This is a genomic window from Streptococcus sp. FSL W7-1342, assembly GCF_037966635.1.
Taxonomy (GTDB): domain Bacteria; phylum Bacillota; class Bacilli; order Lactobacillales; family Streptococcaceae; genus Streptococcus; species Streptococcus salivarius_D.
Genome location: NZ_CP150200.1, coordinates 874,043 through 898,071, shown reverse-complemented (window position 1 = coordinate 898,071; position 24,029 = coordinate 874,043). Strand labels below are relative to the sequence as shown.

Annotated in this window: 17 protein-coding genes and 1 pseudogene; 5 read left to right on the top strand and 13 right to left on the bottom strand. The window is 40.9% G+C overall.

What is annotated here, in order from left to right:
- Positions 1–25 precede the first annotated feature (25 nt).
- From dapA to cls (NSQ79_RS03870), 6 genes are all read right to left on the bottom strand, one after another.
- Complete coding sequence (gene dapA / locus NSQ79_RS03895) at positions 26–961, bottom strand: 4-hydroxy-tetrahydrodipicolinate synthase (RefSeq protein ID WP_138261517.1); 936 nt, start codon at positions 959–961, stop codon at positions 26–28.
- 219 nt (positions 962–1,180) lie between these two features.
- Positions 1,181–2,257: an aspartate-semialdehyde dehydrogenase gene (locus NSQ79_RS03890; protein WP_003096845.1), complete on the bottom strand. Its 1,077-nt coding sequence runs from the start codon at positions 2,255–2,257 to the stop codon at positions 1,181–1,183.
- A gap of 320 nt (positions 2,258–2,577) precedes the next feature.
- Positions 2,578–3,465, bottom strand: coding sequence for a LisH domain-containing protein (locus NSQ79_RS03885; RefSeq protein ID WP_164332284.1), 888 nt, complete (start codon positions 3,463–3,465; stop codon positions 2,578–2,580).
- A gap of 73 nt (positions 3,466–3,538) precedes the next feature.
- Positions 3,539–5,113 (bottom strand): cardiolipin synthase, encoded by a 1,575-nt coding sequence (gene cls, locus NSQ79_RS03880; protein WP_164332285.1) that lies wholly within the window; start codon positions 5,111–5,113, stop codon positions 3,539–3,541.
- Between the two features lie 128 nt (positions 5,114–5,241).
- Positions 5,242–5,754: a GNAT family N-acetyltransferase gene (locus NSQ79_RS03875; protein ID WP_156209996.1), complete on the bottom strand. Its 513-nt coding sequence runs from the start codon at positions 5,752–5,754 to the stop codon at positions 5,242–5,244.
- Positions 5,755–5,834: 80 nt separating this feature from the next.
- Positions 5,835–7,385, bottom strand: a complete 1,551-nt coding sequence (gene cls, locus NSQ79_RS03870; RefSeq protein ID WP_171963658.1) for a cardiolipin synthase — start codon at positions 7,383–7,385, stop codon at positions 5,835–5,837.
- A gap of 592 nt (positions 7,386–7,977) precedes the next feature.
- Between cls (NSQ79_RS03870) and NSQ79_RS03865 the strand changes: the two genes are divergently transcribed.
- Complete coding sequence (locus NSQ79_RS03865) at positions 7,978–9,528, top strand: BCCT family transporter (RefSeq protein ID WP_002885312.1); 1,551 nt, start codon at positions 7,978–7,980, stop codon at positions 9,526–9,528.
- A 173-nt stretch (positions 9,529–9,701) separates the two neighbouring features.
- Positions 9,702–10,100 (top strand): annotated as a pseudogene (locus NSQ79_RS03860) (transposase family protein); the annotation flags it as partial.
- A gap of 143 nt (positions 10,101–10,243) precedes the next feature.
- Here NSQ79_RS03860 and uvrC read toward each other — a convergent pair.
- The 3 genes from uvrC to NSQ79_RS03845 all read right to left on the bottom strand — a co-directional run bounded on the left by uvrC (position 10,244) and on the right by NSQ79_RS03845 (position 13,463).
- Positions 10,244–12,028 carry an excinuclease ABC subunit UvrC gene (gene uvrC / locus NSQ79_RS03855; RefSeq protein WP_175062619.1) on the bottom strand — a complete coding sequence of 595 codons (1,785 nt, stop codon included), beginning with the start codon at positions 12,026–12,028 and terminating at the stop codon, positions 10,244–10,246.
- Between the two features lie 72 nt (positions 12,029–12,100).
- Positions 12,101–12,796 (bottom strand): YjjG family noncanonical pyrimidine nucleotidase, encoded by a 696-nt coding sequence (locus tag NSQ79_RS03850; protein WP_073687018.1) that lies wholly within the window; start codon positions 12,794–12,796, stop codon positions 12,101–12,103.
- Between the two features lie 37 nt (positions 12,797–12,833).
- Complete coding sequence (locus NSQ79_RS03845; protein WP_227834272.1) at positions 12,834–13,463, bottom strand: hypothetical protein; 630 nt, start codon at positions 13,461–13,463, stop codon at positions 12,834–12,836.
- A 278-nt stretch (positions 13,464–13,741) separates the two neighbouring features.
- Between NSQ79_RS03845 and sdaAB the strand changes: the two genes are divergently transcribed.
- Positions 13,742–14,413, top strand: a complete 672-nt coding sequence (gene sdaAB / locus NSQ79_RS03840) for an L-serine ammonia-lyase, iron-sulfur-dependent subunit beta (protein WP_002885347.1) — start codon at positions 13,742–13,744, stop codon at positions 14,411–14,413.
- A 12-nt stretch (positions 14,414–14,425) separates the two neighbouring features.
- Positions 14,426–15,295, top strand: a complete 870-nt coding sequence (sdaAA, locus tag NSQ79_RS03835) for an L-serine ammonia-lyase, iron-sulfur-dependent, subunit alpha (protein WP_339313889.1) — start codon at positions 14,426–14,428, stop codon at positions 15,293–15,295.
- Positions 15,296–15,298: 3 nt separating this feature from the next.
- Here the strand turns inward: sdaAA and NSQ79_RS03830 are convergent, their stop codons facing one another.
- Both NSQ79_RS03830 and NSQ79_RS03825 read right to left on the bottom strand, forming a co-directional pair.
- Positions 15,299–16,783 carry an IS1182 family transposase gene (locus NSQ79_RS03830; protein WP_339313887.1) on the bottom strand — a complete coding sequence of 495 codons (1,485 nt, stop codon included), beginning with the start codon at positions 16,781–16,783 and terminating at the stop codon, positions 15,299–15,301.
- A 161-nt stretch (positions 16,784–16,944) separates the two neighbouring features.
- Positions 16,945–20,856 (bottom strand): GH32 C-terminal domain-containing protein, encoded by a 3,912-nt coding sequence (locus tag NSQ79_RS03825; protein WP_118057919.1) that lies wholly within the window; start codon positions 20,854–20,856, stop codon positions 16,945–16,947.
- Between the two features lie 305 nt (positions 20,857–21,161).
- Between NSQ79_RS03825 and NSQ79_RS03820 the strand changes: the two genes are divergently transcribed.
- A complete protein-coding gene (locus NSQ79_RS03820) occupies positions 21,162–22,181 on the top strand; it encodes an IS30-like element IS1139 family transposase (RefSeq protein ID WP_171021848.1) in 1,020 nt (339 codons plus the stop codon).
- Positions 22,182–22,286: 105 nt separating this feature from the next.
- On the opposite strand, the gene NSQ79_RS03815 is transcribed toward NSQ79_RS03820, so the two are convergent.
- A complete protein-coding gene (locus tag NSQ79_RS03815) occupies positions 22,287–23,207 on the bottom strand; it encodes a multidrug resistance efflux transporter family protein (RefSeq protein ID WP_138261599.1) in 921 nt (306 codons plus the stop codon).
- Positions 23,208–23,331: 124 nt separating this feature from the next.
- Positions 23,332–23,853 carry an RDD family protein gene (locus tag NSQ79_RS03810; protein ID WP_229050124.1) on the bottom strand — a complete coding sequence of 174 codons (522 nt, stop codon included), beginning with the start codon at positions 23,851–23,853 and terminating at the stop codon, positions 23,332–23,334.
- Positions 23,854–24,029 lie beyond the last annotated feature (176 nt).

Genomic DNA, 24,029 nt, shown 5'->3' with positions numbered 1-24,029 from the left:
GAGCAAGCTGCTCAACTTCATTTTCTTAATAATCAGGACGAACGACACCTGTAACTGTCTCACGTGTTGCCTCGACATCTTCTTCGAGGACAACCTTGATGATACGTTTAGCTTCTTCTGAAGTACATGCAACCAATGGCAAACGAAGTGGTCCAACTTCGAAACCAAGATGATTAAGAACAGCTTTAACAGGTGCAGGGCTTGGTACTGAGAAGAGAGCGTTAACTTTAGGAATGAATTTACGTTGGATAGCTGCTGCTGTCTTGAGGTCACTATTTTCAATAGCTTCAAGCATGGCATGCATCTCATCACCGTTTGTATGAGAGGCTACTGAGATGACACCGTTAGCTCCAAGGTTCATAGCGTGGAAGGCATCCCCATCTTCACCGGTATAAACCAAGAAATCTTCAGGTTTGTGCTCGATAAGGTAGGCCATATTAGCAAGGCTGGTACATTCTTTAACACCAATGATATTTGGATGTTCAGCCAAACGAAGCATGGTATCAGGAGCCATTTCAACAACCACACGACCAGGAATATTGTAGATGATAATTGGCAAATCAGAAGCATCCGCAATGGCTTTGAAGTGTTGGTACATACCTTCTTGTGATGGCTTGTTGTAGTATGGCACGATAGCAAGACCTGCTGCGAAACCACCAAATTTGGCAACTTCCTTAGCAAACTCGATAGAGTCGCGTGTATCGTTGGTACCGACACCAGCAATCAATGGCACACGTCCATTAACAATTTTCTGAACAGCCGCAAAGAGTTCCAACTCCTCATCGTGAGTAAGTGTTGGACTTTCAGCCGTTGTTCCCGCCAAAAGAAGAGCTTCTGTATGGTGAACCAAAAGATGCTCAATCAATTCTGGAAGGGCATCATAATTGATTGAGCCATCTTCGTGGAAAGGTGTAATAAGGGCTGTGATCAGTTTGACATCTCTTAATTGATCAATTGACATAATATTCTCCTTCAACCGTTTTCTAATCCTTTCCATTTTACCATAATTTTGACCAGACAGAAAGATAAGTTGACAATTTTCTGAAAACATGAGGACTGACTGTTTCAATTGATAGCCAATAAACAAAAAACAGAGAGAAGTCTCTCTGCTTTATAGAATCTAGCTTGATTTTAGTATTTTAATACAACATTAAATCCTTACTGATTTCTGTTTCGCTCCCTATTTCAATTCAAATTTCAATTCTGAAGTTGGGCGAACCAAACCACGTTCGTGAAGTGTTTCTGCGATTTGGACTGAGTTCCAAGCGGCACCTTTAAGGAGGTTATCTGAAACAACCCACATGTGGATACCTTTTTCAGCATCCAAGTCTTTACGGATACGTCCGACGAATGTATCACGTGAACCTACAGCATTAACGGCTTGTGGGTAGACTTGGTTAGCAACGTCGTCTTCAAGGACTGCACCTGGGAATTCTGCAATAGCAGCTTTCACTTCGTCAATTGGTGCCACTTCTTTTGTTTCAATGTAGACTGACTCTGAGTGAGCTGACAAGACTGGAATACGTACACATGTTGCTGATACGGCAATGCTATCGTCTTCCATGATTTTCTTAGTTTCGTTTGTCATCTTCATTTCTTCGTAAGTGTAGTCATTTTCAGTGAAGACGTCGATTTGAGCCAAGGCGTTGAAGGCGATTGGGAAGTGTTTCTTATCGCCACCACATGGCAAGATTTCAGCTTTAACATCACGTGGGTTAACGCCGTCATTCAAAACTTCTTTCAACTCACGTTGTGTTTCAAGGATTGCTCCCATACCAGCACCTGATACGGCTTGGTAAGTTGACACGATGATACGGTCCAAGCCCCATTTTTGACGAACTGGCTCAAGGGCAACCATCATTTGAATCGTTGAACAGTTAGGGCAAGCGATAATACCGTTGTGAGCATCAAGCGCATGTGCATTGACCTCAGGTACAACCAATGGTACATCTGGGTTTTGACGGAAGTAAGATGTATTATCAACGACTACTGCACCAGCTTTAACGGCGTATGGTGCATATTTAGCAGAGGTAGATCCACCAGCTGAGAAAAGTGCAATATCTACACCTTCAAATGCGTCTTCAGTCGTTTCTTCGATGGTCACATCTTGACCTTTAAATTGCAAAACTTTCCCTGCAGAACGTGCAGACGCAAGGTAGCGAATTTTATCGATTGGAAGTGTTGATTCTTCCAACATTTTGATCATTTGAGCACCAACGGCACCTGTAGCACCGACAACAGCAACTGTGTATCCCATAGTTAAACCTCTTTCGGAATTTTCTATCAATTTAGTTTAGTGAATCTATTATACTACGTTTAAGTCCAGTTGAAAAGGGGAAAAAAGCCAAGAATAAAGAAAAATCCCCTACCAAACGGCAAGGGATAAGAGGCATCTTTCGATGAGAGTAGCAGGTTCACACAACTACTCAAGGCCCGCTCCTGCGTTACAATCTAATGTAGACCTCCTCAGCGCAAAAGGCTCTAAAGAGCCAATCGACTCATCGCATGTTTCTATTCTAGCATAATAGATCACAGAGTCAAGTCATGAATACCATGGAAATATCTTAGCCATTGTTCTTACTTTCCATCATCATGACCATCTTTATAACCACGTAGGTATTCTGTTTTTTCTGAAGTTGTTGTGAATTTGCCAAAAAGAGTTGATTCCTTTGAGTATGAATCATAATTATCAATGCCTTTTTCGGCATCCGCAAAGCCATCCTGGTAGCCCTTGGTATAAGCCTTATTATTTACTTTTGAATGGTATGAATTCCCATAGCGATGATAAGAACGTCGACTCATATACATCCAGAACCAGGGATTACGGATGACATCTTGTCGGTAATAACGGTCACGGGTTTGATAGTCGTCATTATTGTCAAAAATACTTTTGGCCTGGTCATCTGAAAAATCATCATTTTGTTTGGAATACTTTTTGAGAGTCTCATCATCACTAACTTTTGCACCCGATTGAAAGTTAGAACGCTCAGTGTCATTTAGCTCAGGAGCTGACATCTTAGGCTTTGTGTATCCTGAATTTGTATCCGATTTTGACTTGCTAGAACTGTTACTTGAAGAAGACTGACTGTCTGAATGGCTCTGACTGCTACTTGATTTGGAGCTAGAATCAACGTCTGAACCCGAACTATGCGAGCTACTAGAACCGTAAGTCTTACTAGATCCATCGTAACTGTCACGATCACTACTTGACTTGTAACTCTTACTTGACCCACTATCAGATTTATACCCTTTTCCTGAATTACCATCAGAATGATGTCCCTTGTTAGAGCCAAAACCAGATTTAGATCCACTTCTGCTACCTCTACTTGAAGAACGTGAACCACCACGTCTGCTTCGTAGAGCGATGATATTTTCAGAAGTTTCTTGTGCTTTAATTTCTTGTGCCGTTGATAAAATTAGTCCTGACACCAAGGTCACCCCTAAGAGAGCCATTGCTTTTTTCATTAAAAAATCCCCTTATTCATCTAATAGTCTTATTATACCATAGAACAAAAAACGAGGAAATTTATAAAGAAAATTACATCAAAGGTCCAATCAAAGAAAAGAGATAGCCACATAGACGATGAGCCATAGGCATTTTTGATAAACTTTCCAATGTCACTTCCTCTGAAAGAGCCTGGGTTTTCTCAAAATCTTGTTCAATCTTAATCACTTCCAAATTTTTATAGAGATAAACCCCGTCTTCAAAATTTTGATAGAGACTTCGGTAGTCTGTATTAATGGTACCTACCACAGCTTGTTGACCATCAGAAACATAAACTTTAGCATGGACAAAGCCTGGGGTATAGCGGAAAATACGGACGCCAGCATCCAAGAGGACTTTAAAATAGGTCGTCGCAATATCAAAGGCATACTGTTTATCTGGAATTCCTGGCATAATGATACGAACATCCACACCTCGTCTGGCCGCAAAGGTCATGGCCCGAACCAATTCGTCATCCAAAATCAAATAAGGCGTCATGATATAGACATAATTAGTTGATGTATTTAGAAGATGTAAATAAACATTTTCGGCAACCTTGTGGTAGGTCAGCGGTGAATTGCCATAAGGGAGTACAAAGCCCGAACTCTTCCTTTTTTGAGGTTTTTCTTGTAAATAGTGCTCCATATCCGTTTTATCTTCTATTCCAGTCACTGTCCACATGGTCAAAAAGAGAGCTTTTAGCGTTTGAACTGCTGAACCATCTAAGCGAAGGGCCGTGTCCTTCCAATGACCAAAGCGTTCTCGTTTATTGACATACTCATCAGCGATATTAACGCCACCAGTATAAGCAACTTGACCATCAATCACTGTAATCTTTCGATGGTCTCGGTAATTGTAATAGGTTGATAGAATAGGCTTGACTGGTGAGAAGGCCTGAGCTTTAATGCCAACCTTATGTAGTCGCTCAATATAATCGTAAGACAAGGTAGTCATCTCATTCATCCCATCAAACATGACACGGACATCAAGACCTGCCTTGGCCTTCTCCTCTAAAATGGCTAAAATCTCGCCCCACATGATTCCTTCGTCAATAATGAAATATTCCATGAAGATATAACGCTCCGCCTTTTTCAAATCCTCCAACAAGGCTGGAAGCATGTCATCTCCAAGTGGGAAATAGGTAACCTCAGTGTCTCTGTAGATAGGAAACTGTGCTGGACTATGCTCCAAAAAATAGGCTAACTTTTGTAATTGGCGATCACTTTGGGATAAATAATCAGCAACTTCTGGATCGGTGCTTAGATAGTCGGATACCTGCACTGTAGCATCCTCAAGCCGTTTCTTCAAGCGTCTGACACCCAAATCAGCCAGTGAAAAGTAAAGCAGAGCCGTCCCAAAAATTGGAAAGAGGGCAATGATAATCACCCAGGACAGTTTGGAACGAGAATCCATGGAACGATTGAGCAAGTAAAAGAAGGTAAAGACACTCAACAAGTGTTCCCATAAGATAATGGATGGGAAATGCTCTTGTAGGCTGAGATATGAAAAGACAAGAAAGGCCAATTCCAGTAAGAAGAACAGGAGAATAGGAACCTTTCGGTTAAGTAGAATTTTGGCCCATCTGGAGGGCTTTTGGGGTAACAGTCTAGCACTTTGTTCTTGAGTCATATAGGCTCCTTTCGTGTAGGGGAGACCATTACAACTTTCCGGTCTCTTTCAGTAATTTTATTAGTATCATTTTAGCCTATGAAAAAGGCAGGGATAATTAGCCATTGCGATTATGATTGGCGTGATTTCTACTTTATTTTCCTAACAGGGCCGTCTATTGTCTTTTGCATCCAGACGATATCATGCCATTTGTTGAACTTATAGCCAATCTTTGGGAAATGAGCGACTTGGACATAGCCCCTCTTTTCATGCATGGAAATGCTCGCTTCGTTCGGAACTGCGATACAGGCTAGGAAACGCAAGTACCCACGCTTCTCAAGTTCCTTCTCTAGGGCATCATAGAGCTGGCTTCCCAAACCTCGACCACGTGCATCTTCATGAAGATAGATAGACAGCTCTGTCGTCCAATCATAGGCTGTGCGAGCATAATAGTTTGAGGCATAAGCATAGCCTAGAACTTGGCCATTCTCTTCTGCTACTAAATAGGGGTATTTTTCAATCGTCTTGCTAATGCGTTTTTCAAACTCTTGAACACTGGGAACCTCATATTCAAAGGTAATAGCTGTCTTCTCGACATAGGGTGCATAGATGGCCTGGATAGCCTGTGCATCTGACAAGCTGACTGGACGAATGGTTAACATCATTTTCTCCTTCGACTTCATTATCTTTATTTTAAACTATAAAAAAAGAGGGCTCAACCCTCTTATAACAAGTCTTGTCACTACATCAATGGCGCAACTAATCTGGTCAATAAGCCCAAGCACTTCTGGTGAAATGGTCGATTTTTAACATCAGTCATGCTGACTCGATGACACTTGGCCATTGTCGCTTGGAAATCTTCCTCAATACCAACCACTGATGACGTCCTGTAAAGATAGGTCGCACACTCAAAGTGGTGATAAAGACTGCGGTAATCCAAATTAATCGTTCCGACAACAGCCCTACTATTGTCACTCACAAATACCTTTGCATGAACAAATCCAGGAGTGTACTCATAGATTTTTACGCCGGATGCCAAAAGTGTTGGGTAGTAAGTCTTAGCGAGGTAGTAAGCTGACTTTTTATCAGGAATACCAGGCATGATGATACTGACGTCTACCCCACGCTCGGCCGCAAATTTCAAAGCATGTAGTAACTCACCATCTAAAATAAGATAAGGCGTCATGATGTGAACAAAATCACGCGCATGGTTAAGGATGTCAATATAGACATTCTCACCAACTTTATCCTTGTCCAATGGAATATCTCCATAAGGAACAACAAAGCCAGGGGTATCAAAGACCTTATGTTCAACCATATACGGCGTAACATCTAAGGTTTCGTTAGAATAGGTCCACATCTGAAGAAAGAGAACTAAAAAAGTATCAACCGCTGGGCCCTCCAGCATCAAGGCAGTATCTTTCCAATGACCGAAACGCTCAATCTTGTTGATATACTCGTCAGCTAAATTAACCCCGCCTGTGAAAGCAACCTTACCATCAATCAGCAAGATTTTTCTATGGTCACGGTAATTGTAATAGGTTGACAGGAAAGGGGTTACCGAGGCAAAAACTCGAGATTGAATGCCAATTTTTTCCAATCGTTTCTTATAGTCAAAACTCAAAGTTGAAAATTCATTCATACCGTCATACAGGACTCGAACTTCCACCCCTTCTTGAACCTTTTGTTTCAAGATTGCTAGGATTTCACCCCACATTTCACCTTCACCAATGATGAAATATTCCAAGAAAATGTACTTCTCTGCTTTAAGGAGCTGTTTCTTCATTTCCTCAAACTTGGCTTCACCACTTGGGAAATAGGTCGTCTTCGTGTGACGATAAACTGGAAAGGAACCGTTCACATTTTCAAGATATTGGACCAAGTTATAGTTGCTGGTGTGACGCTGTTTAAGCTCTTCGAGGGCCTGATTATCTTGTTTCAGAATACCAGAACTGCGGTCAATATTGCTCTGAATAGCACGCTTCATCCCTGTGTAACCTATATCAAGTTTCGTATAAGCCAAGAGCAAGGTTCCGATAATTGGAAAAGGCAAGACTATCAGGAGCCAAGTATTGACGGCTGTTGATTCCATATCACTTTGAAAGAGATAAATAATGGCCAGAATACGAAGGACTACTTCTGTAACTTGCAGGTGTATCCTATATTGATGCAACCAGAGGTAAGACATGGCCACAACAACAAGCTGCAGTAAGATGATCAAGAAGATAATCGTAGCACGACTAAAGATTCCACGAAGAAAGCCGCGACGACTCTTATCATAAAGACGTTCAATTTTAGCTTCGTTTTTGATAGCATGACTCCTTTCCCTTTTTAATTAATCTTATTATAACCAAATTTGTAAAATTAAGCTAGACAGAAAAAGCCATCTAGGCTAGTCTCAGATAAACACCACATTTATCTGAAAGGAACTAACATATAGGACGAAATGGATTACCGAAACAAATGGATTTTACGAATGTTTCTCAAAATTATGAGGCTGGGACAAAAGTCCTAGCCTCTCAATTTGTCTTTGGATTGTCGAGAAAGACGCAGTGGTTGAGTGGGCTCTACTACGCTGATTTCATCAGCTTTTACAGCCCTACTCAACTGTGCGGAGGTGGGACGACGAAATCGAATTCTAACGAATTACCGATTTCTGTCCCACTCTCAAGAAATAGAATTCCTAGGAAATCATTGAATTATCAATCACCCTACCAAGTTTTTCTGAGTTACTTGAAAAGTCTAACTTAATTTGACAATTTAGGTTCTTAAACGTCTCTAGTTAATCAACTAAAAATTATAACTAGCTGGGTGTTATCTAATCTCCCCTCATTTTTAAGTTATTATCATTTTTGATATAATGGTAGAGAATGAAAGGAGATTTTATGTCAACTAAAAATTTAACGCCGGTCTTAAAAACCTCTTTTGTGCTACTGGCTATCCTGGTCCTTCTTGGTATTGTTATGCCTGACGGCTACCAAGTTTGGTCAGAACAACTAAGGGAAGTTATTTCAGATAAACTTGGCTGGTTTTACTTATTACTGGTCACGTCAATCGTTCTACTTTGTGGCTTTTTCCTGGTTAGTCCCGTTGGGCAAATCAAACTGGGGGAACCCAATTCGGTGCCTGAACACTCTACTATCTCTTGGATTGCCATGATATTTTCTGCTGGAATGGGAATCGGCCTTGTCTTCTACGGTGCCGCAGAGCCCTTATCCCATTATGCCATTTCAACGGTACGAGCTACCCCAGGGTCGCAGGAAGCCTTAGCCGATGCTTTCCGTTACACTTTCTTTCACTGGGGCATCCATGCCTGGGCAATATATGCTTTAATCGCCCTGGCCCTCGCCTACTTTGGTTTCCGAAAAAAAGAGAAATATCTTTTATCGGTTACCTTAAAGCCCTTGTTTGGTAAAAAAACAAACGGTAGCCTTGGTAAGATCGTAGATACGATTACAGTGGTCGCTACTGTTATCGGGGTGGCAACCACTCTTGGTTTTGGGGCAGCCCAAATCAATGGGGGACTCAACTACCTCTTTGGTATTCCAAACAATGCCCTTGTGCAAGTTATTATCATAATTATCACAACCATCCTCTTTACCATTTCAGCCCTTTCTGGTCTTGGAAAAGGGGTAAAAATCTTATCAAACACCAATCTTATTTTAGCGGTTGGACTACTCGCCATCACCATAATCATCGGTCCCACAGTCCAGATTTTTAATACCTTGACCGATAGTATCGGACTGTATATTTCCAATTTCTTCCGTATGAGTTTCAGTGCTGGTTCCTTTGGTCAATACAATCGTGACTGGATCAATACTTGGACGATTTTCTATTGGGCTTGGTGGATTTCTTGGTCACCATTCGTGGGAGTTTTTATTGCCAGAATTTCTAAAGGACGTAGTATCAGACAATTTCTATCCATCGTCTTATTAGCACCGACTGTATTAAGCTTTTTATGGTTTTCTACCTTTGGAACACTTTCAACGCATGTTCAATCACTTGGAAATGTAGATTTAACACAGTTTCCAAGTGAGCAGACCTTGTTTGCAACCTTCAGTCAACTGCCATTTGGTTTTATTGCCTCCGTTGTTGCCATCATCCTGATCATTACCTTCTTTATCACGTCAGCAGACTCTGCGACCTATGTGCTAGCTATGCTCTCTGATGATGGGAATCTCAAACCAAAGAATAACCTTAAAATCTTCTGGGGCGTACTCCTTGCGACTATTGCCATCGTCTTACTTCTTTCAGGGGGCTTAGTAGCCTTGCAAAATACGCTGATTATCGTAGCCTTTCCATTTTCACTCATCATGGTACTGATTATGGTTTCCCTAGTCATTGAATTGCTACACGAAAAAGACAAGATGGGACTGTCAATCACACCGACACGATACCCTAAAAAAGATCAACCCTTCAAATCTTATGAAGAATAAATAACCCAATTTGTAAAATTAAGCTAGACAGAAAAAGCCATCTATGTTAGGCGGCTCTATAATTTCTGTAGTGGGTAAAACCACTGTAAAGATTATAGAGCTTTTTGAATGCAGACAAAAAGTCCCATAAGAACTATAATGAAAAGCAACCAAACCATCATTAGGAAGAACTTATGAGACTTATTAAGAATACCACAGAATTAATCGGAATTAAAGACCCAAATATCATTATTTCTCTTGTTTTTGAAAAAGATACCTACATTGAGGTTCAAGCAACACTTGATTATACTGCACCATCATGTCCTGACTGCCAAGGAAAAATGATCAAATATGACTTTCAAAAGCCTTCTAAAATTCCTCTCCTTGAACAAGTTGGAACACCTACACTATTACGTCTTAAAAAGCGTCGTTTCCAGTGTAAAAGTTGTAGGAGAGTCACGGTAGCTAAGACATCAATCGTTGAGAAAAACTGCCAAATCTCCAATCTAGTCCGGCAAAAAGTTGCATAGCTCCTTACTGAAAAGGTGTCACTAACAGATATTGCCAGAAGACTTCGTGTGTCGACGTCCACAGCTATAGCTGATAAAAGAAATAGAATTCCTAGGAAATCATTGAATTATCAATCTCCCTACCAAGTTTTTCTGAGTTACTTGAAAAGTCTAACTTAATTTGACAATTTAGGTAACAAAAAATGAACTTAATTCATTACGTTTCTTTAATTGTTATCATTTAATTTATCTAACAGAGCCTCTGCTACTTTTTCTGGAATGCCAAGTGCTTGGATATCCTCAACGGTAGCTTTTTGGATAGCTGTCATAGACTTGAAGTGTTTGAGAAGTTTTTGTTTGCGCTTAGGTCCAAGCCCCTCCACGCCATCAAGTTTGGAACTGAAACTATTTTTACTACGAACTTGACGGTGGAAGGTGATGGCAAAGCGGTGAACTTCATCCTGAATACGGTGAAGGAGGAAAAATTCCTCGGATTGACGTGGCAAATCAATAACCTGCAAGGGGTCCCCAAAGAGCAATTCGTTGGTTTGGTGCTTGTCATTTTTCTGAAGCCCCGCAACTGGGATAGAGAGATTCAATTCATTACGCAGGACATCCTTGGCCACATTAACCTGCCCTTGACCACCATCCATAATAATAAGGTCTGGTGGCGTTAGCCCATCGCGTTTGACACGACTATAACGACGACGAATGACCTCACGCATGCTGGCATAGTCGTCAGGTCCTTCAACCGTCTTAATCTTGTATTTGCGGTACTCTTTTTTATTGGGTTTCCCATTCTCAAAGACGACCATGGCGGATACAGGACTCGTTCCCATGATGTTAGAGTTATCGAAGGACTCGATGCGAACCGGTGTCGGAATTCCCATGAGTTTGCCTAGATTTTCAATGGCTCCTTGAGTCTTGGCTATATCTTTTTCAAGGAGATCAAATTTTTGGGTCAGACTGACACGGGCATTTTTCGTCGCCAGATTAACTAACTGCTTCTTCTCTCCACGTTGAGGTTTAAAGACCCTGACCTCATCTCCAACTAGAGCTTCGACAGACTCTTGATCAATGTCTCCTGGAATGAAAATCTCTTTAGGCTTAAGATGACGACTATCCAGATAAAACTGACCCATATAGGTTAGGAAATCTTCCTCAGCATCATTATAATAAGGGAACATATTGACATCACGCTGAATGAGTTTTCCTTGGCGAACAAAGAAAACCTGAACACACATCCAACCCTTGTCCACGTAGTAACCGAAGATATCACGGTCCTGCATGTCCTGACGGATAACCCTTTGCTTGGTCCTGAGCGTCGACACCGCCTCAATCAAATCGCGATATTCCGCAGCACGCTCAAACTCCATCTGGTCAGACATATCCTTCATCTTGGCCTTAAGCTGATTAACGATTTTATCATCATGGCCGTTTAGGAAATTCTTGACATCCTCAACCAAACCTTGCCAATAGTCCTCGGTGGTGTGACAGATGGTGTGGGCATTACATTGTCCGATATGGTAATAGAAACAGACCTTGTTGGCGGGATTTTTACATTTCTTAAAGGGGAAAATACGGTCCAACAGTTTCTTGATTTCATTGGCCGCACCAGAGTCTGGGTAAGGACCAAAATAGAGACCGCCATCCTTCTTAACCTGGCGGGTAATCAAGAGCCTTGGATAGAGTTCTTTAGTAATCTTGATAAATGGGTAAGACTTGTCATCCTTGAGGCGGATGTTGAATTTGGGCATATTCTCTTGGATAAGATTAATCTCCAAAAGTAGGGCCTCAATATTGGACTCAGTTACGATAAATTCAAAGTCTGCAATCTCAGATACCAAAAGCTCTGTCTTGGTATCATGACTTCCACGAAAATAGCTACGCACACGATTTTTTAGATTTTTAGCCTTACCGACATAGATAATATTGCCGAATTTGTCCTTGTGGAGATAGCACCCAGGATTGTTTGGGAGCAATTCCAGCTTATGTTTAATCAGATCATTCATGCTTTCATTGTAGCAAAAAAAGAGCTGAAAAGCTCTTAATAGTCATGGGTGAATACAATTTTGAAAGGTCGTCTATTTGCTCAAAATCGTCAAAATTTCTTGGTAGTTTTTGACTTGATAAGTTGGAACAGCTGGAGTCTCATTAACCAAACCATTTGGATTAAACCAAATGCTGTCAATTCCTGCATTATTACCACCTTGGATATCAGCGGTTAGACTATCACCAATCATGAGGGCCGAATCGGGATGAAAGTCATTTACCTGATCCGAAATTTTTTCAAAAAAGTCAGTAGACGGTTTGTGGGCACCCACCTCATCTGAGATGAAAATATCATCGAAGAATGGCAAGATGCTTGAGGCTTGCAGACGACCTCGTTGGATATAGCTAACACCGTTAGTGGCTGCATAAATCTTGTGGCCTCGGTCTTTAACATTCGATAAGAAAGCATGGGCCTGAGGCAACTCCTGCCCCTGTTGGCTCAAGAAATGCTGGTAACGGCCAGCTAAGTGACTGCCATCAACCTCCTGTCCAAAATGCTCAAAAAGACGTGAAAAGCGCGTGCGAAGCAACTCAGGCTTAGTGATTAAACCATGATTAAGATCCTCCCACATGGAACGGTTCATGGGGATATAGTGATCCTTGTAAACTTTAAGATCTCGTGAAGCCACCCCAGCCTCTTCAAGAAGGTAGGTCAAAGCCAAATCTTCAGCACGGTCAAAATCTAGGAGGGTGTGATCAAGGTCGAAAAGTAGGAATTTGTAATACAATGTGAGTTATTCCTTTCTAGGGATACGTACGTGACTATTATTTATATTTTTTGGGAAAGTACTCTTTACCTAGCTGCCACATATACTGGTCTATTTCCTTTAAATTAAACTCTTCTAAACCATAATAACTTCTAAAGGTTAAGAGAATTTTTTTAAATTGCTGATAGTCTTTTAAATCTGCATTTTTAAAGACAGCGAACTTATCTTTTTTTCTAAAATACTTTAAGACTTTTTCAACATAGCTATCGTAAATAGGATATTCGATAGGATTATGGTGCGAACAATACTTCGTTGCAAATGAATAAAAGTTCTTTGTTACCCCACCATAATTAACTTTTTGAATCTCTTTAACCAAAGCGACATCACCTTGTCTCAACCTCTCATCAATATCAATCGATAAGATATGCTTTGCTAAGGGATAGACCGAAAAAATATTGGTGCTATAAAAATCATTTAGTGTTGCAACTTTTAACAATATATCAGAAATATCTTCATTTTTAGGTATCAACTCAAAAAATAATTTATCCAGGGCGTCTTCCTGAAGTTTATAATTTTCAAGCTCACTCCAAGACTTTAAATACTTCTTAACCTCTAAAATAGAGGGATTAGGAACCGAATAACTAGTATTTCCAGAATTATTATCCAAAGGTAGCTGATTGTAAGCCATGACGTATCCTTTCTGACAAGTAAATCTTTAGGCTCTATTTTACCACAATCTATCTAGACATAAGAAAAGAAACACAAAAAGGCGACCCGCAGGCCACCCTCTCAGATTTATGAAAAATAAGTATTGCTTACTTAATAGAGCACTATTATATCTATTGAACCTTAAAGAAAGCTTAAAATAGGTTATTTTTTTATGATTTCTATAGATTTTACTTAAATACCTAATCTCTATAATTCATGGTATACTGAAAATACAAGATTAATCAAACGAGGCGTGTTATGAAAAATTTAAAATTTCAATCCGTTTTTGACATCATTGGACCTGTCATGGTCGGGCCTTCCTCTAGTCATACTGCAGGAGCTGTTCGTATTGGCAAGATTGTTTCTGCCATCTTTGGTGAGACACCGACTGAGGTAGAATTTCAACTCTTTAATTCCTTTGCCAAGACCTATCGAGGTCACGGGACTGATGTGGCTCTTGTGGCTGGTATTTTAGGTATGGAAACTGACGACCCTGACATCCCACGCGCTCTGGATATCGCATACGAAAAAGGCATTAAGGTCTACTGGAAAATTAACAAGGATAGTAATGCGCCACACCCCAATACGACTCGTATCACCTTAAAAAATGCTACAAAAACCATTTCTGCCACAGGCGTTTCTATCGGTGGAGGAAATATCCAAGTAACTGAACTCAATGGTTTTGCGGTCAATCTCAAGATGAATACACCGACTCTCATCATTGTCCACCAAGACGTTCCAGGAATGATTGCCCTTGTCACAGATATTTTGTCGCGTTATGGCATCAATATCGCCCAAATGACTGTTACTCGGGAAAATGCCGGTGAAAAGGCCATTATGATTATCGAAATTGACTCTCACCAGTGTGATGAGGCCGTCACTGAAATCGCTAGAATTCCTCATCTACATAATGTCAACTTTTTCAGCTAAGAGGGGGATTGCATGTTTTACACTATTGAAGAATTAGTTCAACAAGCTGACCGAGATTACCAAGGCAATATCGCCGAGCTCATGATTGCTACAGAGACAGAGCTAACTGGACGGGAACGGCCTGAAATTCTAACTCTGATGACTCGAAATCTCGAAGTGATGAAGGAGTCTGTTCAGGCTGGTTTGTCTCCTGAGAAATCACCAACTGGCTTAACTGGGGGAGACGCTGCCAAACTGGATGCCTATATCAAAAATGGAAAGACCTTGGCTGATTCTGCAGTTTTGGGTGCTGCAAGAAATGCCATGGCAGTCAATGAATCTAACGCCAAGATGGGCTTGGTTTGTGCCACACCTACTGCTGGATCAGCTGGTTGTCTACCTGCTGTTCTAACAACAGCTATCGAAAAACTAGACTTGAGCGAATCACAACAATTAGATTTTCTCTTCACTGCTGGTGCATTTGGTCTAGTCATCGCAAATAATGCCTCGATTTCTGGTGCCGAGGGAGGCTGCCAAGCCGAAGTTGGTTCTGCCTCTGCTATGGCTGCTGCCACTATTACAATGGCTGCTGGTGGTACACCTTTCCAGGCCAGTCAGGCCATCTGCTTTGTGCTTAAAAATATGTTGGGACTCATCTGCGACCCTGTAGCCGGATTGGTTGAGGTCCCATGTGTCAAACGTAATGCCATGGGAGCAAGTTTTGCCCTAGTAGCTGCTGACATGGCCTTGGCGGGTATCACATCGGCCATTCCAGTCGACCAGGTTGTTGACGCGATGTATCAGGTGGGTTCAGCCATGCCAACTGCCTTCCGGGAAACTGCTGAAGGTGGCTTAGCAGCAACTCCGAAAGGAAAGGCACTCGCAAAAGAAATTTTTGGGTAATTTTTAGTAGAAACAAAAAAACTTAGAAGCTTTCATACTTCTAAGTTCAGAATGAAGACAAACATCGTTTTTGATGTTTGTCTTTTTTATATTCTTACCTAATTCTCCTATAATCCAATAATATTGAGATATTTGGGTAAAATTATAGGTCTTTCCTGTCATCATTTTTACCAATTTTTTGATATTTAGACACGCTAAAGTAAGCCCAACCTTAGCTTCCATTTTGGACTTTCCTTTTTCTCTGGTATAACGTAAGTTATGATATTCTTTAGCTGTTCCGAATAACCGTTCTATCGTTTCTTTCCGGTGTTGATACCGTTCTTTCATACCACTTTGATGGCGAATATCTTCACAGACTTCTAGGGCATCTTTCCAAATATGACGCACAACAACTTTTTGGTGCTGGCGACTTTCAGTACAAATCGCTAACAAGGGACAGGTCTTACAAATTTTAGGATTACTTTTATACTCTCGATAACCTTCACGTGTGGTTGTACGATAAGTTAATACATGGTTCTCTGGACAAAGATAACAATCAAAATGCTCGTCATAGACAAAGTCTTTTGGACGTAAAAAATCTTTCTTACCTCTTGGTCTAGTGTAAGGGAAAACTGGTGTAATCCCTTTTTCTAGAAGAAACTTGGCAATACTAGGTGTTTTATAGCCTGAATCCGCAATAATGAATTCAGGTGAGAATGGTTCTAGTTTGACAAAAAGAGCAGAGAAAGCCTGACTATCATGGATGTTTCCTGCTTCAACCGTATAAGCTAAGGCCCAGCCGTGTTTATCACAAGCTACTTGAGCATTGTAAGCGAAGACTTCCTTATGTTCCCCCTTATGAAACCAACCACTGTCTGGGTCTGTCGTTGATTGTTTCTTAGGTTTAGCCTCGCCTTTTTTGGCGGGCTTTAAGAACTTTTTTGCGTGTTTTTTCCTATCTAAATTAATCTCAATCTCCAGTTGTTCACTCATGAATTTAGCTTTTTGATCAATAACAACAGTTTTGTACTTATGATTATTAGCAGCTGCCTTGATATGGGTCCCATCAATGAAGATTTCTGAGGGATCAATGAGCCCCACTTCCAAAACATGATGAAGCACATGACTAAAAATGTGTGCTAACACTTCCTTGTTTTCAAAGCGTCGGCTATAGTTCTTACCGTAAGTTGTAAAATGTGGTACCTTATCGTCCAGAGATAAGCCAAGAAACCATCGGTAAGCCGTATTCACCTCAATATCTTTAATGGTTTGGCGCATAGAACGAATGCCATAAAAACATTGAATCAACGGAATTTTAACTAATAAAACAGGGTCTAGACTAGGGCGACCATTATCCGAGGAATAACTATCTTCGACAAGATCATAAATAAAAGAGAAATCAATCGTTTCCTCGACTTTTCTTAGAAAATGGTCTTTAGGCACAAGTTCATCAAGCGTATAGAATCCTACTTGACGTCGATTGTATTCGGGATTTTCTTTGTGAAACATAGGAACACCTCATCAAATACCTTTTTCTTTTATTATACTCCTTCAAAGCAAGAAAAATCCCCAGAAGTATAACTTCTGAGGACTTTGTCTTCAATCTGAACTTAGAAGCTTTCATACTTCTAAGTTTTTTCTTCTTACATAGCCTTTTCAACGTTTTGATTTTAGCTAAATAGCCATTTTGTTAAAAAGTGCCATGTTTCTTTGGCAATACTTGCAAGGAAGGTTGAGAGACTAAATGCGTTGAATTTTTTGAGGAGATTCTCAACAAGTGGAGCGACAGTCTTAGGTATTTCCACTGGAGCCTTACTTTCTTCTTGCTTACCCGTATTATCCTGAGATGGATCTGGCACTGTGTTTGTACTATCGTGACCATTATTTTGTCCAGTTGGCTCAGTCTCTGGAGCAACCTCTGGTTGATGCTCAGGCTCAACTGGTTTATTTTCCGGATTTGGCTCTGGACTTGGTTCTGGCTGAGGATCAGGTTTGATTGGTTCGTCAGTAGTGTCACTGCTTGTGTTTGTCATTTTTTCAGTTACGAAGAAGTTTTTGAATTCTACTGCTCCATCCCAGAGACCGACACCTACATGGGCTTGATTGAAGTAATTATCCACAGCATCAAATTGATGATGGAGCACTTCCTTGCCATCGACATAGACTGTCATTGTGTCCTTGCCTTTCACAACCTTGACATGGTGGTACTGACCGTCATTGATAGCCTTATCCAAATGAGCTTCAGCGATGGTTTCACCACCAAAACGGAAGAGACGAACAGTATCATTGTCAGCAAATTGAACAGAGTAGGCACGACCTGGTTCTTCACGTTCCGCAGCTACAAAGAGGTTGACCAAACCATGTTGGTATTTGACATCGATATCATAGTCAAATTGCTTGAAGCCATTACTTTCATAGGCCATGAAGAAGTCATTGGCACTGACATTGCTATCGTAAAGGGTATCGTCATCAATATACCAATTACCAGTAACAGCCTTTAAGCCTTTAAGGTTGGTCGCAAAATTGTTGAGCGTAATGTCAATATTAAAGGTCTTGGTCAATGATGGGTTTTCAACTGAAGTTGCTGTGACAGTGAGATGACCTTTGTGAAGGGCTTTAAGAGAAAGTTTATTGTCATGTTCAGTATAGGACACCAAACTTGGATCACTTACTGTCCATGTCACATCTTGCTCTTCAGAAGCCGGTGCGAGGTAAACCTGCAAGTCCTTACTTTGACCAACTTCAAGAGCCAAATGACCTGCAACTGTGGTGTTCATAGCAACAGCCTTTGTAACTTCCTTCTTGTCAGTCCAAGTACTCTTAATTGGGTAGATAGCAATATTTGCTTTGGCTGGACCACCTTCAACCAAGACACTTGCTCCAACGGCTCTTGGGCTTGGGAAAATCTGATTAGCACCAGCTACCGTATTTCCCTTAGCAAAGACTTCTACACTCGCACGGTCCACATAAAGATGCAAATCAATAGAACCATCTTCATTGCGAGTCACTTGTTGACTATTAACCTTAGCAAAAGCATCAGAAAGGATAGTACCAGATTGGCTACGGTCAATAGACAAAGTTTCCTTAGTTAAATCGTAAATGACCTTAGTAGCTTGACCATCACCAACGCGAAGATTAAATCCAACTGCTGTCGTGTCCTTACCTGGTACAAAGTGAGAAACCACTTCATAAGTATCGCCTTTGAAATCTTTAAGCAATTCATTGTCAGAAGCCACTGTGACATTTTCAAAATACTGGGCATTGTCTGTGTCACGAAGGCTTTCGTAGGCCTTAACAGGGGTTTGGGTCAAGAGGTAACGGTCGCCTGATTTAACCAAACCAAGGTCAAGGTTAAGGTTAAAGGTACCATTAAATTTTTGACCTACAGTATCTGCAACCAGATTACAATAATCTTCCCAAGTGTTCATCCAGTTGATTTCAGTCAATTGTGGGATGTTGGGATGGTCAGCTGTTCCAAAATCATGAACATAATAAGTCATAGCAGCATAGGAATCCTTACCAAAATTCATGATTTCGTCATGGTCTTGGTAAACATCATCAGCTACAAAGGCCCACTTGCCATCCACTTGTTTAAAATCGCCAACCTTGTAAGTACGACCACCACGTGAGAGGACCCACTTGAGTGCTCCATCATTGGCCACAATTGGATAGAGGTCAGGACATTCCGTATGCAAATCTTTATAGGTTGTTTCCACTTGCCAGTTCTTCAAGTCTTGTGAAGAATAAATGCGGAGTGGACCACCAGCAAGGACCATAAACCATTGGTTATCCCAGCGGAAGACCTTAGGGTCACGGAAATCTTGGTTTTGAAGTGGGTCCTGAGACCAGTCGGCAACTACCTTGTCATATTTTTGCCAAGTTCTACCCTCGTCCTCACTATAGGCGATTTCAATCCGTTGCCCATTACCATTTGAAGTAATAATAGCTACCAGGCCACCTTCCGGAGATTTGAAGAGGCCGGAGCTATTGGTACTATCAACCACGACAGAGCCTGAGAACATGTGACCCGTCGCATCTGGATAAAAGGCTATCGGCTCTTCATCCCAATGAAGCAAGTCTCGGCTGGTCGCATGGGCCCAGTGCATTGGTCCCCATTTGGTATCATCGTAAAATTGATAGAAGAGATGGTAACGTCCCTTGTAAAAGACCAAGCCATTAGGGTCATTAGCCCAGCCATCCTTGACAGAATAATGATACTGATCACGATAAAGCTCGTTGTAATAGACATCATCACTCTGTCTGCGGTGGATATTAACACGGTAAGTCAAGGTCACTGGACGACCAAGCGAATCGGTCACACTACTTTCAATAGTAAAGTAATTGGCACCTACAGCCACTGGCAATTGTGAAATATCTGTGTAGACATTTCCCTTGGCATCTTCTACCTTGATAACAGCATTTGGATTATGCTTAGTGATGTCAAGTCCTACAGTCTCAGCATTGTGTCCCACATATTGGATATGGAGTGGTTCTTCAGAGAAGAATTGGGCTTGTTTTTCAACAGAACCTGTCTTTGAGGTCACCACAAGATTGTCAATCAAAGGAAGACTGGCATCGTCGAGATTAACATAGCGGGTATTTTTGAAAATGACATTGGCATTCCAATTAAGAAGTCCAAAGTAGCCTTCTGGAAGGACTTGAGGTTGACCCTTGTCACTTTTTTGAAGGACAGCATCACCTGTACTTGCGACAAGCACATCATTGACATAGTAAGATAGCCACTGATTAGCCGCAACTACTCTAAGATTGTAGGTTTCATCAGCAGTTGGTGTCACATCTTTCTCATCTACAAGTTGAATATCATGATTATTGACCCAACGCCAAAACTTAACCTTATGGTTACCAGAGTCTACGTTGACCCCGTACATATTTTTATCACTACTATCATTGTTACCACGGAAAATGAGGGCAGCTGCACCACCAGCTTCCTTGAAGGTTACATCCGTTGAATAGATAAAATTCTTGCCCTCGGATTGAGAATAAAGGAAAGAGTCTCCCTTGTCTTTGGCTTCTGAATGAATACCGTCAGCCTGCATTTCCCAGTGGCCATTTTGGTCTGCGGTCATCCCTTCTAGATTGGTAACCGCTTCATTATTAGGCAAATCGGTTTTTTCCGCTGTCACATGAACAGGACTGGTGCTATTCGTTACAACTGGAGATTGTTCTTGACTGGTCTGATTCAAATCGGCTTCTTGCGCTTGGTTAGTTACTTTCTCAGCCTCACTAGCCTGTGTTTGTACTTCTTTTGACTGGTCAGGGATAGGCTGAGTGGGATTCTCTTGAGCTGTTTTAGCAGATTCGGAAACAAGAGACGGGCTCGGCTCTACCACTTGGGGGACTTCCTTGGTCGTGCTAGGAGCAAGCTCCGCTTGAGGGGCAACTTGATAATCAGTTTGAGCTACCACTTCTTGAGGTACTTGGCTCACAGTTGCCTGTTCCACTTGGTCCGCATAGACAGGACCAGCCAGGGCCAAACCTGCAAAACTTACCAAGGCACAGCCGTAGACCCAAGTCTTCCCACTTTTACGCATAAACCAATTTTTACAAACAGTATCATTCATGACTCTTCTCCTTCTTCAGAGTAACATTAAATGTTAACTCATTTTTCATGAAAATTCAAAGTCAATACATTCGCCTTTATTAATAAGCCTATCAAAGTTTCCGGAAATATCTCTAGGATTTAAATTAAAACGGTAAACGCTCACTTTTAATATCATTATAGCACTATAATCTGAAAATACCATCTTTTTCTGTAATATTTTTCATATAAATGAAAAAACGCCCTATTGTAAAATGAAGTGCAACACAAAAGACATGTTCATCTGATATACTAGAGTTGCGAAAAACAGTATAAAGGAAGATGAACATGTCCACTAATTATTCTACCACAAATCAATCATACAAGCACTTATCTGAAGCTGAGCGAGGGGAAATTGAAGCTTATTTAAGCGTAGGACTCAAACCTGCTGAGATTGCTCGTAGACTAGGGAGAAATCGCTCTACTATTACTCGTGAAATTAATCGTGGTTCCATAACACAAGTGAAAAAAGTAAATGGGCAAAAGGTCTATTACCAACACTATTATGCAGATGCTGCTCATAACCGTTATCGTCATGCTAGAGAAGCCAGCTATTATTTGAAACTGGATTCCGTATCGGATGACTTTCTGAGAGCATTTACAGAAGCAATGAGAGAGAAACCAAGGGTGCATAGCGTGGATACCTTTGTTCATACCTATAGACTCCAACATGTAGATGCAGTTGTTCCTTCAACCAAGACGCTCTATAACTATATCCATCAAGGATTGTTAGAGATTAAGGTCATTGATTTGCCAAGAGCAGTGCGGATCCGTAAGAAATTTACCAAGCGCCCCTCTACCAAGAAACATCTAGGAAAGTCAATTGAAGAAAGGCCAGAAGAAATCAATAATCGTTCCCGTTTTGGAGATTGGGAAATCGATTCTGTTCTGGGTGGAAAGACAATAGGAGAACCTTCTATTCTAACCTTGGTAGAACGACAAACACGCTATGCTGTCACAAAGAAACTCGTGGAAAAGAAAGCAGAGTATGTCAATCAAGCAGTCTTAGAGTGTATGAAACTTTATCCCATTAAGTCCATAACTGCAGATAATGGAAACGAATTTTCATCATTGAGTAAGATAGAGGGATTAGATGTTTATTTTGCACATGCCTATTCATCTTATGAACGAGGTACAAATGAGAATTTCAATGGACTACTAAGAGAGTTCATTCCGAAGGGGTGTTCGTTAAAAGAACTAAATCAGAATCTTTTAGAGGACTATACAAAGGCTATCAATGAAAGACCTAGACGAATTCATGGCTATCAGTCCGCAAAAAAGCTGTTTGAGCTAACTCAAACAGCTTGAAAGATACTCACTTAATCAGAGGAACATCTTTGTTGCACTTGACTTGACAATTAGGGTAAATGAAAAAACTTCCGAATTTGCCATTCGAAAGTCTCATACTTATGCTTAATCTGAGCCTGTTAGCAGGCTATTTCCAATAATACCAATGGTTACAATAGCAATCCCAAGGAATCCCAAAAGGCTAGGTAGACTATCTCCGAGGAAGAGGCAACCACCCAAGAGGGTAAAGAGAACTTCACCAGCCTGAGTAGCCTCAACTACTGCCAGTTGCTTATGGTTATGCTTAACCAGATTAGTCGCCTCGAAGAAAAGCAAGGCTGCGACAACTCCAGAAAAGACAGCCACAATTAAAGACTGTAAAATCTGTCCATCTGATGGAAGTCCAGCATCTGCTACAGCAAAAACTGACAAAAGCAACCAAAAAGGTGTACTCATCAAGGTCATCCCAAACACACGCTGCGTCGTTGAAAGCTGATCCTGCTTACAGTGGACCATCATCTTACGATTGCCCAAAGGATAGGCAAAAGCGGCCAGTAAAATCAAGAGACTAGCACGGACCACACCGCTACCAAGACCACTACCAAAGTAAGGAATCTGAATGAGAATAATCCCTAAAAGGATAACCAATGTCATAAGCAGTTGCTTACCAGGTACCTTCTGCCCAAAGAGAGGGGTCAAGAGCAGACCAGCTAGAATCGTAATCTGCCAAGTAGCCGCCACAAACCAGGACTCGCCATAAATGGACGCTAGAGACAGTGGCCCATAAAAAAGCCCAAAACCAACCGTACTCCAGACCAACCAGGTCAAGGGCTCTTTCTTAATGGCAGACAGAACACCTGCCAGCTCACCCTTACGCCAGGCCAAAACAGCCAGCATAGGCAAACTAAACAAATAGCGTAGACTAGCACTCCACATCCAGGACCCACCCGAAAGATTCATACTACGATTAAAGATAAAAGTAAAAGCAAAAAAGAGGGCACCCAGAATACCATACCAAAGCGCCCTCGCAAATTGAGATTGTTTCATAAATGTAAACTCCTGTAATTATTCTATTGTACAGTATTTGGAGCAATAAAAAAAGGAGGTCATCATAATGACTTCCTTTAATCGTATACAGTTTTCCTTAAGAATCAAGTAAGCAACCTGTATCTTAGTCACCTCTTAGCTGTACTTGTGTACGGGCTAGTAGGTCTCCCAGATGTCTCTTATCTTTCCTAAAAATCGTCATTACCAGTAGCAAAACTGCGAGTAGAGTCGCTGAAAACGAGAGGATAATGGATAATACATCAAAATCACTATATAAGCCATGAATCGTGCCCATATGACCGAGTTGCCAAGGTAAAAATTTGATGACATTTCTAATCAAGCTAGCCTGCACTGTTTTTTTCTGGTAGACCAGTTCAAGTCCAGCTTTTACCTTCCCAAAACTGCCATCATTTTTATAATCCAAGAATGTGAAAAGGAGCGTGATTGGCAAAACAGAGGTGAAAAATACAAGCCACTGCGACTGCATTTCTGTAAACTCTGGGACACCATTAAAAAAGATGATGTAAATAAGCATCGAACTTAAAAACAGAAGAACTAAATAAGCTAGAATGAAAAGATAATCAAAGAGAAATTCAATCATTCTTTTTTTAAACGGAATAGGGTTTATTGCTATAATTTTCATCATCGTCTCCCCCTTTCTCATCTCCTATTATAATATTTTTAATATTCTAAATAATATTTGAGAAGAAAATCTGCTGGCTATTGAGCTCGCAAATTGAGATTGTTTCATAATTGTAAACTCCTGTAGATTCTATTATACACTACTTCTATTATGGCTTTTGGACTTTATTTCAATTTTAC